Genomic DNA, 15,145 nt, shown 5'->3' on the forward strand with positions numbered 1-15,145 from the left:
TTCTTCAGAATTTTCTTCGTCGGACAGGTTTCAATAATTTCAACGCTTGGGTTCCCGGCAACCTCAAAACAAAAAATTCAGAAAACAAATTAAGCTGGATTCGATTTTAGTAGCAAAGCATTCTGTTCAACCATGGTTCAAGAAAAACCTCTCGCTGCCATCGACCTTGGCACCAACTCATTTCACATGATCATCGTTCGAGTTCGAACAAACGGAACTTTCGAAGCCATCGCTAGAGAAAAAGAATCAGTTCGCTTAGGTAATAGGTTGCAAGAAAACGGTCCGATCGATCCGGAATCGTTTCGTAGAGGAATCGATTGTCTCAAAAGATTTAAGATCTTAGCAGAAAACGCAGGAGCAGAAATCAGAGCCGTTGCTACAAGCGCACTACGAGAAGCTTCTAACCAAGAAGACTTTTTAGAAAACGCATATCAAGAAGCGGGTATATCCATCGATGTAGTAAGTGGTTATGAAGAAGCCCGACTCATTTACTTTGGAATTCTCCAAGGAATTCCAGTTTTTGATCGAAAAATCATGATGATCGATATAGGCGGAGGAAGTACTGAAATTTTAGTAGGTCATAGAGGAAATATTTTATTCTCTAAAAGTTTTAAACTGGGGGCCATCCGACTTTCAGAAAAATTCTTTAAAGAAGAAACTCTTTCTAACTCGGATGTTCGTAAATGTAGACTTTACATCGAAGAAATGCTTCTTCCTTTTCGAAAAATTCTCAGAGATTTAAAACCGGACTTGGTAGTAGGTTCATCTGGAACGATACAATCGATCGCGGGTATGATTTTAGCATCCAGAGGGGAAACGGAAGAAATCTCTTTAAACAATTTCTCATTTACTTCTTCCGAATTTAAAAAAATCCGTAATCTAATTTTAGAAGCGGATACTTCTAAAAAAAGATCCAAGATCCCAGGTTTAGATAGCAAACGAGCAGACATCATCGTTGGAGGAACTTTGATTTTAGAAGAAATTTTTGATCTTGCAAACGTTTCTGCTTTAACCGTTTCCGAATTCGCTCTTCGAGAAGGAATTGTATACGATACAATTCGCAAATGGGAACACTTCGAAAACACAGAACATTCTAAACACTTAGATGACATCCGTCAAACAGCAGTTCATAATTTTATGAAATCCTTTTCTAGAGACGAAGAATTTTCAAAACACGTCGCTGAATTAAGTCTTCAGATTTTTGATCAATTAAAAAGTTTGCATAAACTGGGGCAGGAACAAAGAGAACTTTTAGAAGCGGCTTCTCTTTTACACGAAATCGGTCAGTCGATTTCACATTCCGCCTATCATAAGCACAGTTATTATATGATCCGAAATTCGGAAATGCTTTTAGGTTTTACTTTTTTAGAAATTGAAATCATCGCTTTGACCGCTCGTTATCATAGAAAGAATACTCCTAAAATTAAACACAGGGAATTTAATAAGCTCGCTGAAAAAAATCAAACCTTAGTATGTCAACTTTCTGCGATCCTAAGAATTAGCTCCGCGTTAAACCGAAATCGAGGTGGACTAGTTTCTTCAGTAATTTGTAAAATCGAAAAAAATCAGATTCGTTTTATTTTAGAATCCAGTAAGGGTTACGATCCTTCTTTAGAAATTTGGGCCGCGGAAGAACAAAAGGTGGCGTTCGAAGAAACCTTCGGTTATTCAGTGGAATTTGTAACTGGAACTTAAAAATACAAAATCGTTCTTTTTTTTGTTGGAAATTGTGGTTAGCTGTTTTTCTTCACATTCAATCAAAAAGATTTCCAACACAACTTTATTCGTTTCAAATAAATTTATTTTAAAAAGAAAAGTTCTATAGCGGAGATTAACAAAATGCTTCAATAGCCAATTTTAATACAAAAAAAGCAGATGGAGGATTCATTTTTTAACAACTCTATTAAAAAAATCAAATTTTTAAAATTATCAATGTAGATTTTGTTTTTCTAATATTTACTTCATCTATGCGTCATTTTTTTTGAATGACTCGAGATAGCCAATACAAAGGTGATTATTATGTTGCGATATAAAGAGCGTTTTTCTGAGTTCCGAGGAATAGCTGCATTGAATTTTTTATTCATTAATATTTTTTACGCCGAGTTCATATTAATTTAAGATTTTTATTTAGAAATATGCAATTTTTATGATAAAGAAAAATTCTTCTCACTCCTCTAAATCGCGTATTCTTAAACCGGAGGAAAAAGATTTTTTAATTGCGATTATTGGCGAAAATGATCCAAAATCGATAGGTCTCGAGTCCTTGGATTCTATGCTAGTTCAAGAACTTTTAGACGGTCATATGGGTTCCATTCGATTTTTGCACGATCCATATGAAAGAAGAAATCGTCAACTCGGTCAGAGATTCAATTTTACGACGAAGATGGGATTTTAGTTCTTGCATCAATCCTTTTGGACAACAAAGGACTGGCTTATGAATTAGAAATTTGGAAAACTGATTTTAATACGTTTTCCTAAAAAAGAAGACATTTCAATCGTTTCATCCTGAAAATTACTACTCGGACGTATGAATAGAATACTTGGGTTAGATTGTTTCAAAAATTTGAATATTTTGGCCCTGCTTTAAAATGCCATAATCTCGAATTTGCAGTATTTTTTAAATACCGCTATTTTTTTCGTAAATTCGGCCGTTAATAACTTGGTACTATTTTCATGCGTCCACGTAGTAATAACGTGAGTTTGTTCATGATTCACTTTTCCAAAAAAAGCTGTAATCTGAACTTTACAGATCGATTCCTTAAATGTGGAAATTAGCGCAAAGCACAATTTCACGAACAAATCCTAAAATTGCAGAAATGCATACTTATAAAAATTTCTTTTTTATTTTCTTATGTAGAGCTCAAGTTAAATACAATAAAAATAGAATATTTTAATAATTTTATAGTCCATATCCAAAATTTAAAAAAATAGGAACTACTACTTTTAGGCTTGTCCACAAGTCATCAATTGCACAAAGAAATATAATTTGTAGAAACTAGAATTTATATTAAAAATATTTTGTGTGTTTTCTCAAAGCCTAAAAATGAATCCTTTGAATTTTACTACTCATCCCTATCAGATTGAGTATCTAAATGTTTATCACAAAGTGTAGGTTAATGTTATTTCGGCGTAAAAAAGAATTTTCTAAAAGCATGAGTTTATTATAATTTTAGAATTTGTTCGTAAAATCTTGATCTGCAGCAATTCCCACGTCATTTTATAAACAAACCTAAATTTTGTGGTAGTTCCCACATTGAAACACGACAAATTCAATTGTTATAAACTTTTATTAGAATTGTTGAAAAATTAATTCTCCATCTGTTTCTATTTTATGGAAACGGGCAATTAAAGCAGTTTTGTTAATCGGAACTAGGGAATTTTTCAACAACTCTATTTTATAAATTGCAGTAGTTCCTACATCTAAAAGATCAATCTGTAGAGTTCAGATTGCAATTTTTTTCAGAAGAATGTGTTCCTTACGTCGAACTCACGTTAGGTTAACTTTATTTCTGCATAATTCAATGCGAAAACGATCGAAGCGGAAAAACTCAGTAGAACGCACGTTCAAACTCAGCAAAATGCTTCCTAAACTCAAATCTCGCTCCCCGTCGAGCACCAATAGAAGCGAGACTTTGAGTTTTCCAGGTTGCAAGATAAGTCGCGTTTTAGACTCTCGACAAATCTTGTTCTATAACAAATTAAAACTAAAGACGATAGCTATATAATGTTTTTTCTTGTATGCAATTGATTGACCCTATAGAACCCGGGTCCGCCTTCCTGTTGCAGACATATTTTTTTATGCTGAATTCACAGGATTGATGTGTAAATTAGTAAATTAGTACTTTATTATATAGTTTTGAATAAAACTTGGGAGTCCCCACAAATTATGTCGTCTTGCAAATGAATGGCCTTTTCAATTGTTTTTTTTTACGTTTCAATTTTTGTGTGAGTTCCCACATTTTTGAACAAACTAAAAAATTTCACTCTTATCGGCATGTAAAGTAGTCTTTTTTAAACCGTCCTAAACCATTTTTTTTGAGACAACTTTTACTACTTTTTGTTATGAATGATTAAACGAACAGAATGGATTTTTTTTGAGATAAATTCTAAAAACTATAAAACGAATGCTCCAATCACATCAATTCGTCTCAAAATTTATGATATTCATTATACAAAGACCGGTAATGGCAATATGAAAAAGAATGTTATTACAAATAGAACTATAGAATATTCTAATTTTCTTAAGTATTTTTAATTTACAAAGTGTTTTAAAAATAAACTTATTGAAAAAAATTATCCATTCAGATCGAATTAGTCGTTTTGTCTACAGCGCGTTTTACACTTGTAGAAACATGCGTAAGGAAGTTTAAGAACTTGTCCAGAACCTCAAAGAATTTTACGCGATAATTTAATTCTTTAAACATTTTTAATCAAATGCAGTAGTTCCTACAAATTAAGTCGCATTTAGTAATTTGTAAACTTTCGAGTAGTTCTAATGTCGTTAAATTTTCGTAGTAGTTCCCACATTGGATGGTTTTGGGACAAACTCTAAGTATCGGTTTTCTAATTTTTAGGAACTTTACCTGTAAATGTTTTTGTCTCTAATTTCCCGACGGAAGTAGATGCAGTAACAGAATATCGAATAGAATCAAAAGCAAAGGTTATCGTCTCCACAGGACGATCCCCTCCCGCACCGAAGGTGACACTGGCAACCACTACATTGACCATCTAAATTTCTAGAGCTTTGTAAGTAGAGGCTCCCGTTCTTAGTTTTTTGGTAGTAGGCTACAGTTATTTCTGGAATCACTTTTCCCCGTGCGCACTTTTCCATTAAATATGTAGAATGTAAGTCTAAGTATTTAGAGCGTGTCCCAAAACTGATTGTACAGAGAAAGCGTAATAATATCAATATGAAATGGACAAATATTATTCAGAAATCTCCGACACACTATGGGAAAAATAGCACCATTGATCCCTAAAGAAAAAGCATCATTTTTATACACCTCCATTAATAATCAGAATTTGAGTGCTGTTAAAAGCTAAATTTTCAACCAAAATCTTAAAATTTCACACCTCCCTCTGGCACAAGCCCCCTTCTTTATTTCGTTAATACCATTAGAGGTTTAAATAATATGAAACAATGTAGGAACGTTAAGATCATGACTCTTTTATCGTCAGCCTTAATTTTATTTGTAAGTTGTGCGAAACATAAAGACAATAAGAATGATTTATTGTTAGCGGCAATTTTGCTTAATGGTGGAACAAACGCCGAGTTCCGCATTTCCAATATCAATGCCCTTGTAGCAGCGCGCACTGCGGCAAATTCATCCCAATCTAGAATTGGAGAAAGTAACGCTTCTGCATTCCTAACGGATCTTGGCGGAGACAACCCTCAAAATTATGGAGACGGTGCAGCGGATGGTTTTAACGATCATTTTATCACGCCAGCTGCAATTTCTATCGGAGTATGCCAAGTTGTTGCTTATAAATCAGTAGCAAAAGGTGGGCCGGCAAAAGGAAGTGAGACATTAGAAAATGCGAATTTTATAATGTTTGAATTATCGGGATCAAATGTTGTCCCTGGCGCAAAAATGTGTGGAAGTGGCTTTATGCCCATCGGATTACAAACCGGAGACAGTACTTTAAGTTCGGCTTTTCTTCCAATTACTCCATTTCCAGAAGCGGAAAAACAAGACTATGATCGAGTAGGAATCATCGCCAGAGACTTTACTTATTATTTTGACCCGAAAGATGTCCCTGAAAATTCATACCGTTATGTGGACTTGGTTTTAAATAATCCTATTTCTAATATTGAGTCTAACCGAACCGACGATGGAATTACCAGAGGCGACGTAAGTCCAAAACTTTTTAATAAAAATTGTCCGGAATCTTTTTTGAACTCTCCAAGTTATATCTACTCCGATTTGTTAAAATCGGGAGAAATAGAAAATATCTCAGGTAGTTGTATGATGGGCGAATTAGCGATCGACGCAAATTCAGGTCATATACTTAGAACTGCAGTTCCAGACAATCTTAACCCTTTTACAGATCCTACAAACATGCTCAATCCACCATCTGTGGCAGGCGTTGCATTTGCTTCCGCCACACAAAAACTAAAATTCAAAACGCCGACTTCCATCAATAATTTGGACATAAAAGATCCATACATATTGGTTGTAGATCTGGACTCTTCTAAAAAAGACGGGGGAAGTCTTTTATTTAACGTTTCCATTGATAAAGTTCTTTTTTGGGACTCAAACTCGGCGGACAACGTCTTCTCTCCTCAGCTCGATGCTGGCGATAGTCCTAACGCAACAAGTGGAAACGATAATTTAACAAATACAGCTAGGAAAAATATGATCTTCCACTTACCAACGATCATCAGCAACTATAAGTAATTGAAACGAGATCGCCGTTGATCTTCGTCCAATCAATTTCTGATTACAAAAGGTTTGTGAATAACACAGAAAGGAATCAAGTTTCCTTTCTGTGTTTTCAAATTTAACTTCGACTCGACTCAAAGTATATTTCCTTGGATACTTCTTCCTCCAAAATATGTTCTGGTTTTAATCAAAAAAAGAAACATTCGATCTCATATTCGGAAAAAAAGTGAAAAACCTCTCATCGGTAAATATAAAGGAAAACTTAGACGATGGGTCGTTGAAAGAACTAACAGTTGGCACAATCGGATTCAGGACTATCCTAATTTGTTGGGAAAGAAAATCTGAAAATTATCTTGCATCTCTTTATCTCGCAAGCTCCATCATTGCTTTTAACTTTTTTTGATAGGTAGTTTTGAGACCGGTTCTTAGTTATCGTATAGTCTTGATAGGCCGTTAGGTCCCTCTGCCATAAGAGGCATAGATACCCCGTGATTCATAGATAAAACTTCGAATTGCATTTTATCTCCTTCTTTTGAAGCGGAAGAATCTGCAATTTTCAGAATGGATTTATTGATAAGATCTATCTCTTCCGCATTTATGGGAAGAACCAACAAGGACGTAATTAAAAAATAAATAATTCTTAACATTTTAATTCTCTAAAAAATAAGTTCATGTTGGATTCCCTCGAACGTTTTCAAGAATGTCCATTTAACAATCCAATTGAAAGCGAAGCTCTTTTTTGGTTCGATTTTTTTGCAATCAAAATATATGTTTTGTTTTTGTAGGTAAAAATTTGATTTATTAAATGAACTTTATATTGTTTTATTTAGATTTTGTTCCAAAACCTAAACACCGATCCATAGAGAAGTGTTTTCTGAGTTACTTCGAGCGACTATAGAAGTGAGACGTTTTAGTTTTACAAAAATGTGGGAACTCATACAAAAATGATAATAACAAAAAGAATGCTAAAAAACTATAAATCATCTAATACGACAACTTTTGTGGGAACTACCACTTTTTATTGAGGATTCAAAGACTATTGATTCTAAGCGCTATATTATTTTAGAAAACCAACTTTTAGACGACGTATTGAAATCAGATTTGTTATTCATCAGAAAACACGAGAGTTCCCACAAAATAAAGAATCAAATTTATTCCGACAAACTAACTTGATTTTAAAAATATCTTTCAAAAAAAAGTACAAATGAAATTCTGGTCGGTCCAAGAATTAATTTTTTGTCCATACATTCAAAAATGAAATACGAATATTTCCAACATGATATAATTAATGACTAATCAAAAACATTCAAAAAGTAGGATATTATAATATGAATATAGAGCAAATTATGAAAGATTTAGAGAAAATGGGAACACCATCCGTCAAAAAGATATTTATTAATCACGGAGCTCAAGAGCCACTTTTCGGAGTTAAGATAGCCGATCTCAAAAAAATTCAGAAAAAAATTAAAAAAAACAACGTACTTTCATTAGAACTTTATAAAACCGGAAATGCAGACGCTATGTATCTAGCAGGACTAATCGCAGACGAAAAAGAAATTCAAAAAAAAGATCTGCAGTTTTGGGTAAAAAATTCCACTTCTCCTATGATCAGCGAATGTACAGTTGCTTGGATTGCAGCAGAAAGTAAATACGGTTTAGAACTCGCAAGAGAGTGGATCGAATCGGAAAAAGAAAGTATCTCTTCTTCCGGATGGAGCACTTTCTCCAGTTTGTTATCAATCCTTCCGAACGATCAAATTGATTCTAAAGAAGTTTCTAAACTGCTCAAAAGAGTAGAATTTAAAATTCATAAATCTCAAAATCGAGTAAAATACTGTATGAACGGTTTTGTAATTGCGGTCGGAGGTTTTTATTCCCCTCTTTCTAAAGAAGCTTTAGAAATCGCCCAGAAAATTGGGAAAGTAGAAGTGATGATGGGTAAAACTGCCTGCAAAGTTCCGAATGCTTCTGAATACATTTTAAAGATGGAGAATATGGGAAAAATAGGAAATAAAAAAAAGACAGCCCGCTGTTAAACGAAGAATACAATTAAGAGATTTTATATTTGGAATCTCTATAAAGTTGAAAACAAAGTATCGTCCAATTGAATTTTTATTTTAGAGTTCTATTTCAGTTTAAAAAATTGAAACTATTTTATACAATTCTAAATAACGTGAGTTCGACGGTTAAAAATCTGGGCGAATCCGACTGCCATAGGCAGTCGGACCGGGCTCTCCGCTCTGGTCAAGTTATTGCGAAATTCCAAAATCAGATTCAATTTTTATAAAATACCAATAACTTAACCTCGCATCGATCCCTTTCGCGTTATGCCGAATTTACGTTAAACAATAGAGAATTGCGAAGGTTTTTTAATGTTTTTCATATTTTAAAAAATAACTAAATTTAAACGGTGCCAATTGTTTCAGTCATCAAAGGCGCAAAAGAGAATCAATTCAACTTACCGCGTGTCCCAAAACTTATCGAACGAGATGTTGAGTTTCTTTTGGGACAGATTCTGATATAAAACTAAAAACCATATAATAAGACGCCCAAAACTTCATTTTTTTATTAATATTATAATTTATAATATACTAATATATTAATCAGTAAACTTATAAAATGCAACCCAATTGACAAGTATTCGAGCATAAATAATTAGTATTAAAATGGTTGACCCAAAAGGAACAGACCTACAAGATAAACCTTAAAAATTTAAGGGCTTATTTCAATTTACAAAATGAAAAATAGAATATACCGTTGTCAAATATTCGGTCTGATTCTCTTTATTTCGATTTCTATCTGGACTTCTTACCAGATAAGCCAATCTTCTCAGGTTAAAATTCCGAAATCGGTAGTCTCCTTGGTGATTAACCATTCAGAAATCGCCAAATTTCTTCATCCGGAAGTGAAAGACCGCTTACCCTTGATTCTTTCGGATCATTTACTAGAACCAAACATAAAACTTTCCAAATTCGAAAGGCCCGTACAAATCCTTCCCGATACTAAAATTGGCTCTCGACCCCATATTCGTTTTCTGAGCTTTCAAACAAACGGTCGTCATACAAAAACTACAATAGAATATCAAATCGAAGGACTCTATGCTACCTTTTTCCTCGAGCTTAACAAAAACGAAATTTGGAATATTAAAAAAACAATTATTATAGAAAAATAATATAATTTCAATCGGCTCCCATATTCTTTCGATGGTTCACCTATTCAAAACCATACAACACAGTACCCAGTATTTTGTTTTAAAATAAGATTTTGTAACTAAAATTTACGATACTCAATTTTATAGAAATCAGTAACTATAAATTAAAATTAGAAATCCTTTCCGCCAAAACCGGGACGAACTTCTTCATTCCACAAGTATTCAAATGAGTATAATCACCGAAATCACTCTGCTCAAACAAAAAATCTTCGACCTTCCAATAAGGAATTGTTTCTTCCATAAGAATAGATTCCCAAAGAGGCATTAAAGTAAGTGTCGAAATTTTTTTTTCAAAATCGGGGCGAAACGGAATAGAAATCGCCAAGATCGGAACATTTTGAGACTTTAAATAAGAAAATAACTCTCTCCAGGCGTTTAAAGAAGATACTCGCGTTTTATTCAAAGCGGCTTCTGCGTTTGGAGGAAGGGGGAATCGAGTTTTTATTTGGAACACAAACACCATCGTAAGACAGCTCTTTTCCCCAATCCAAGTATCCTTTATTTTTTGAATATTCTATTTCTAGAAAACGATTCCTATTAAGATTAAATCTCCATTTTTCAATTGGATTTCCAGAAAGAAGGTTCTCAATTTTTTTTTCAGAATAACTAAATTCGTCTCCTTCTCCTATAATTTTCAAAGTTGTAGAAACAGACGCATTCAAACGTAAAAAAGGAAATATTCTTCCTAAAAGATAATAAAGTCCCGAAGAAATATTCTTTAAATAGAAGTTTCTAAAAATTGTTTTTGTAAAAATTTCAAAATGAAAAGAATCATAGTTCAACTCTAAAGTTCTGTGAGCGCTCGCCACGTCCATATCCGCAATCGAAAACACGGAACCGTTTACGACCACCAAAGAAGGTTTGATTTTTATCTTTTGTTCGTATTCTTTCCATCGTAACAACATTCCTTCTGGTTGTTCGGATGGTCTGGGTAAAAACCAAATGGGGCGACCAATTTTTATTTCCAATTCTTGGGGATGAATTCCAGAAAGTATCTGACTATCTCCTATAAATACAATCGGTGCTTCACTATTTAAATTAGATTTCGTATATAAAAAAGAATTCAAATGAGATAATCGATCATATAGAAAAGAATTTTTTTCCTGAAAAAATAATAAATATGGAAATAATATTAATTGGAACATTATAATAGATAGAGTACAAATGACTAATCCAAAAATCTTATTTCTTACCAAATTCAGATGAAAGCCAGATATAACGTTTATTTTTTTCAAAGTAAAACCCCTAAATCTTAGATCACTAGAAACATTATTCTTTTAGAATATTTTTTTTTCGTAATAACCTCAAACATTGTTCTACAACTTCTAACTTTCATAAATACAACTATGTATTACCCAACCTTCCTTAAATATCCGTGTGAACTACTACATTTTGTTAACAACTCGACAAAATCTTAAGCTTGGGAACCATCTTAAAACTGAAAGTAAAAGAACTCTTTTTTTTCAAAAACTCCAAAGAGGCAAAATAAAATACCAATCCCAAAAGAAAACAAAATCCAGCTATATCGTGTTGCAACGATCTTCTCTAAAAATAAATCGGTTCCTCCCCAAACAATCATCCAAAATTCCACACAAAACAAAGGAAAACAAAGAAAAAACAATTTAGCCGCAAACACGGAATTCCAGTAAAATCCTCCAAATGCGTTTCCGGCTAAACTCCAAAGTTCTCCTGGAGAATGCACCTGAAACAAAAGTAATCCAAAAGCAAACATCCAGAACGTCAAAAAAACTCCAATTAGCTTTATAGAATATTTTAAAATTTTAATATTATTATTAATTAAATTTAAAAAATATTTTTGAACTATATTATAGAGCACAACCTGCAAACCACAATAAAATCCCCATACCAAATACCCGTATGTAGCCCCGTGCCAAAGTCCCCCTAAAATCCAAACGATCATCAAATTTACATTTTGACGAAACAAAGAAATCCTATTTCCACCCAAAGGAATATAAAGATAATCCCTTAACCAAGTAGAAAGAGAGATATGCCATCGTTTCCAAAATTCGGAAGGGTTAGACGAGATAAAAGGAAAATTAAAGTTTAAGGAAAGTTTAAAACCTAACATCTTTGCAAGCCCACGTGCCCCATCCGTGTATCCGCTAAAGTCGGCATAAACCTGAAACGCAAAAGAAAATGCGATCCAAAATATCATACCAGAGGGAAGAGACATTCCAGGTTCCATTACCTTATTGGTAAAAAATAAAAGATGATCTCCTACAAACACCTTCTTAAATATTCCCCAAAAAAATAGAATCGCTCCGGAAACAAAATCGTTTTGATCTACTACTCGTTCCTTTTCGATCTGAGGTAATAAGGAATCCGGTCTTTCGATAGGTCCAGCTAACAACAATGGAAAAAATAAATCATAAACTCCAAAACGAATAAAATTGGAACAAGGAACTATTTTTCCGGATCGAATATCCGAAAGATAACTGATATTGTGAAACGTATAAAAGGAAATTCCTATCGGCAATAAAATTTCTGGAATGGGAAGAATCGAAAATGGAAACAAAACTCCCAGAGAATCATTCCAAACACTTAAGAAAAAAAGAATATACTTAAAAAAGATCAGAATTCCCAGATTCAAAACAATTAAAAAAACAAAGATTCGTTTTCCGTAAATTCCCGCAGACGTTTTACCAAGCCAAATTCCCCCTGCAAAATTAAAAGAAATACAAAAGAACAAAAGTAAAACCATCTCCGGTTTCCAATAACCGTAAAAAAACAAACCTCCAAAAAACAAAAAATAGTTCTGTCCTTTCAAACCGAGGCGAAAATAGATGAAACAAAAACTTATAAAAAAAAGGAGAAAATTCAGAGAATTGAATAACATTCTCTATCGATCTAAGACTCTTCGAGTAATTCTAAAATTCTTTCTTTTTCTTTTGTATCCGCAGGATAACAAAGAGTATGTTGCACAACAGAAGTCTGAAAATCCTTGGATCTACGGTCCACTTCAACAAGGCGATTTTTAATTTTACGAATGAGGACCTGTGTTTCTTCCCGATCCTTTCCGTCCAGAATCATAGCGTATTTTCCCTGTCCGATCCGATAATGAAAATCTACTTCGGATAAATTATCTTGAATGGCCTTCCTAAGTTCCTCACTATAGTTTACAAAAAATCCTGAACCTTTTAATTTTACCATTCTAGATATATTCTGAATTTTGAATATAGTTAAACTAAAACAGTTCCCTAATCTGGTAGATTTCAAAATCATCTCTTCTATTTTTTCCTCAACCGGACTAAACGGATCCTTAAATACCGAATCTCTTTCCTGAACGAGTAATAAATTTGAAAAAACGGGCGCAAGCACCTCTGAAATTCCAACGGCAGTTTCTCGATCAGAATCCGTCCAAGGAACTTCAGTTTCATGAACGATCCACATTCCAACAAGCCAATGTAGATTGATCAAAGGGATCACTATAAAATCAGTCATAAGTCCAAGTTCGTCATTGGATAATTTCTGTACAAGCTCGGGATGTTTTCTAAAATTTTCAATTCTAAACACACCTGGAATATTAGAAACGATTCCTACAATCGAACTTTCCAAAGAAAGTCTAAAACTTCCTACGTGTTCTGGAGTGAGTAAATTAGAAGCAAATACTCGGAATTCGTTTTTGTTTTCCAAAATCATAAACGTAGCACGACGAACTTTTAATTCTTCTCGAAATGCAGAAAATAATTTATCATAGGCTTCATCCATACTACGGACAGAAGAAAAATCCCTAGCAAGCGAAATGATCAACTCGTTAGCTCGAACCGTTTCTTTTAGATTTTGATTTTCCTGATGAAGTAATTCAGTATCATAAATTCTTTTATATACGGAACCAGCGATTTCTCCGATGATCTTTAAAAATTCAAGATCTTCAATTGTATAATCTTCTCCACTAATTGTTTTGCCTAGAAGAATGATTCCAAAGAACTCTTCCGTAGTTCGAATCGGAACTAAAAGTTCAGCTTCCGATTGCTGAATAATCTCTCGTTCCTTAGCAGGAAGAGCTGGCTTTAAAAGTTCTTTAGCATAAAGAACCGATCCAGCGTTATGCACCGCGTGATAGATTTCCTCTTCCGAAGAAATAGTCCATTCTTGATTGAAGTTCTCACCTTGGTAATCTTCCAAACGAAAAAAATCTTGATTTCCATTCTTAGAAGAAAAGATCCCAATCGATTCGGAACCAATCTGTCCCATAATAGAAAACAACAGATTTTCAAAAAAGTTCGCAAAGTCTGTAGAGATTCCTATCTCCTTACTGATTTCAAAAACAGAAATATAATTCTCCAATTTTTTTCGAGAAGCGATCTGAAGATCTATAGGAGAAGTAGCAAAATTAGAATCGTCATCAAATAAAAACCCATCCTTTTCAGAAGCGGAAACGTTTGGATCTTTTTTAGGAAGGGTTCGACGCGCCTCCTGTTCTGCCTCTTTAACCCAATCATCGAAAGGAGCCTCTTCCAAAGACGTTATGTCATCATTAGATGATGTTTCTTTTTCATTCTGGTCTTGTATCGAAAGTTTATCGGAATCGACAATTTCTTGATCCAATGAAGAAGTTGTTTCATCTTTGAAAAGGTCATCTATAGAAATATCATTTTCATCTTGAGATAATTCCTGCGAATCAATTTCATCAAAGGCTGAATCTTTTTCGACAAGGTCTTCGGAAATAGAAAGATCAGAATCAGAAAACTCTTCCTGTTCATTTGCATCCAACGAAATTTCGTCTAACTCAGGAATAGAAAGCTCCTCAGAATTGGATTCTTCAAAATCAACGGATTCTTTAGAGGAAGCCTGCAACTTATTTTCAAAAGATGGAACCGAAATAGCCGCCTCTTCCGTGAGTTCCTTTCTCATACCGAGTGCTTTTTGTAAAAAGCCAGGTTTACGCTGAAACGCTTCAGATTTTTTGAGCAGTGACTTTTTTTCTTCTGCTGAAGATGTCGAAGTGGAAATTCTCGAAGAATCCGATCGGACTAACTTACTGACTCTTTCCAACAATCCCATCGGTCATACACCGATCTGCTTCATTAGTTTTTTATAAAGTTCGAAATAATCGGAACGAGAAAATTCTCGAATGAGATCATCTGGTAGATTACCTAACAATTCGTCCAGATATGTCATAATACGTTTCATTTCATCCTTAGAAGGAACGTCCCCCGAAAGTTCTCCGACAATAGCTTCCGTTTGATCGGGTGTTTTACGTAACTCCTCAATTGGAGAAGACTCTTCTTCGTCAGCGTATTCGTCCAATACGATGATCATCTCTTGGTCTTTTACAGACTCCAATGTAGGAACAATTGTAGAAACTTCCTCTTCTTTTGAAACGTCTTCATCAATCGAATCAAAAGCGTCCAAATCCGAAACCGGTGGCAGTTCCCCTAAGATTTCACTTAGATCTTCTTCTGTTTCTACTTTCGGTATGTCCGATCCAATTTTGTCTTCCGACTCTTCATTTCCAGAGGCGAGTAAATTTCCTAGTTCTTCATCAGAAAATGCAATCGGTTCGTTTGCTTCTTCATCTTCTAAAGAA

At 34.0% G+C, this 15,145-nt stretch carries 11 protein-coding genes and 2 pseudogenes; 7 read left to right on the forward strand and 6 right to left on the reverse strand.

Annotation, left to right across the window (positions count from 1 at the left end; all coding sequences use genetic code 11):
- The first annotated feature begins 132 nt into the window (after positions 1–132).
- From BW942_RS10795 to BW942_RS10810, 3 genes and pseudogenes are all read left to right on the forward strand, one after another.
- Positions 133–1,695 carry a Ppx/GppA phosphatase family protein gene (locus tag BW942_RS10795; RefSeq protein WP_000249634.1) on the forward strand — a complete coding sequence of 521 codons (1,563 nt, stop codon included), beginning with the start codon at positions 133–135 and terminating at the stop codon, positions 1,693–1,695.
- Positions 1,696–2,146: 451 nt separating this feature from the next.
- Positions 2,147–2,509, forward strand: a pseudogene (locus BW942_RS10800) (DUF6984 family protein).
- A 1,557-nt stretch (positions 2,510–4,066) separates the two neighbouring features.
- Complete coding sequence (locus BW942_RS10810; protein ID WP_000596071.1) at positions 4,067–4,255, forward strand: hypothetical protein; 189 nt, start codon at positions 4,067–4,069, stop codon at positions 4,253–4,255.
- A 308-nt stretch (positions 4,256–4,563) separates the two neighbouring features.
- Here BW942_RS10810 and BW942_RS21460 read toward each other — a convergent pair whose 3' ends face one another.
- The gene (locus BW942_RS21460) at positions 4,564–4,728 is read right to left on the reverse strand and encodes an Hcp family type VI secretion system effector (RefSeq protein WP_000248664.1); all 165 of its coding nucleotides are present in this window, start codon (positions 4,726–4,728) and stop codon (positions 4,564–4,566) included.
- Between the two features lie 431 nt (positions 4,729–5,159).
- Here BW942_RS21460 and srpA point away from each other — a divergent pair, with 431 nt between their 5' ends.
- Positions 5,160–6,398: a sigma factor sigX-regulated lipoprotein SrpA gene (gene srpA / locus BW942_RS10815; protein ID WP_000173795.1), complete on the forward strand. Its 1,239-nt coding sequence runs from the start codon at positions 5,160–5,162 to the stop codon at positions 6,396–6,398.
- A 410-nt stretch (positions 6,399–6,808) separates the two neighbouring features.
- Here the strand turns inward: srpA and BW942_RS10825 are convergent, their stop codons facing one another.
- Positions 6,809–7,030: a hypothetical protein gene (locus BW942_RS10825; RefSeq protein WP_002084014.1), complete on the reverse strand. Its 222-nt coding sequence runs from the start codon at positions 7,028–7,030 to the stop codon at positions 6,809–6,811.
- Positions 7,031–7,729: 699 nt separating this feature from the next.
- On the opposite strand from BW942_RS10825, the gene BW942_RS10830 reads away from it, so the two are divergent.
- From BW942_RS10830 to BW942_RS10840, 3 genes are all read left to right on the forward strand, one after another.
- On the forward strand, positions 7,730–8,419 hold the full coding sequence (locus BW942_RS10830) for a DNA alkylation repair protein (RefSeq protein ID WP_000653730.1): 690 nt from the start codon (positions 7,730–7,732) through the stop codon (positions 8,417–8,419).
- A 68-nt stretch (positions 8,420–8,487) separates the two neighbouring features.
- On the forward strand, positions 8,488–8,670 hold the full coding sequence (locus BW942_RS21750) for a hypothetical protein (protein WP_001012327.1): 183 nt from the start codon (positions 8,488–8,490) through the stop codon (positions 8,668–8,670).
- A 450-nt stretch (positions 8,671–9,120) separates the two neighbouring features.
- A complete protein-coding gene (locus tag BW942_RS10840; RefSeq protein ID WP_000797254.1) occupies positions 9,121–9,555 on the forward strand; it encodes a hypothetical protein in 435 nt (144 codons plus the stop codon).
- Between the two features lie 136 nt (positions 9,556–9,691).
- Here the strand turns inward: BW942_RS10840 and BW942_RS10845 are convergent.
- The 4 genes and pseudogenes from BW942_RS10845 to BW942_RS10860 form a co-directional block, all read right to left on the reverse strand.
- Positions 9,692–10,829, reverse strand: a pseudogene (locus BW942_RS10845) (hypothetical protein).
- Positions 10,830–11,026: 197 nt separating this feature from the next.
- A complete protein-coding gene (locus BW942_RS10850; protein WP_000898552.1) occupies positions 11,027–12,451 on the reverse strand; it encodes an MBOAT family O-acyltransferase in 1,425 nt (474 codons plus the stop codon).
- 11 nt (positions 12,452–12,462) lie between these two features.
- The gene (locus BW942_RS10855) at positions 12,463–14,619 is read right to left on the reverse strand and encodes a hypothetical protein (RefSeq protein ID WP_000523717.1); all 2,157 of its coding nucleotides are present in this window, start codon (positions 14,617–14,619) and stop codon (positions 12,463–12,465) included.
- Between the two features lie 3 nt (positions 14,620–14,622).
- Positions 14,623–15,145 (reverse strand): hypothetical protein (locus BW942_RS10860; protein ID WP_000311715.1); only part of this gene is annotated, 523 nt, incomplete at its 5' end.

The sequence above is a fragment of the Leptospira interrogans genome (assembly GCF_900156205.1).
Taxonomy (GTDB): Bacteria; Spirochaetota; Leptospiria; order Leptospirales; family Leptospiraceae; genus Leptospira; species Leptospira interrogans.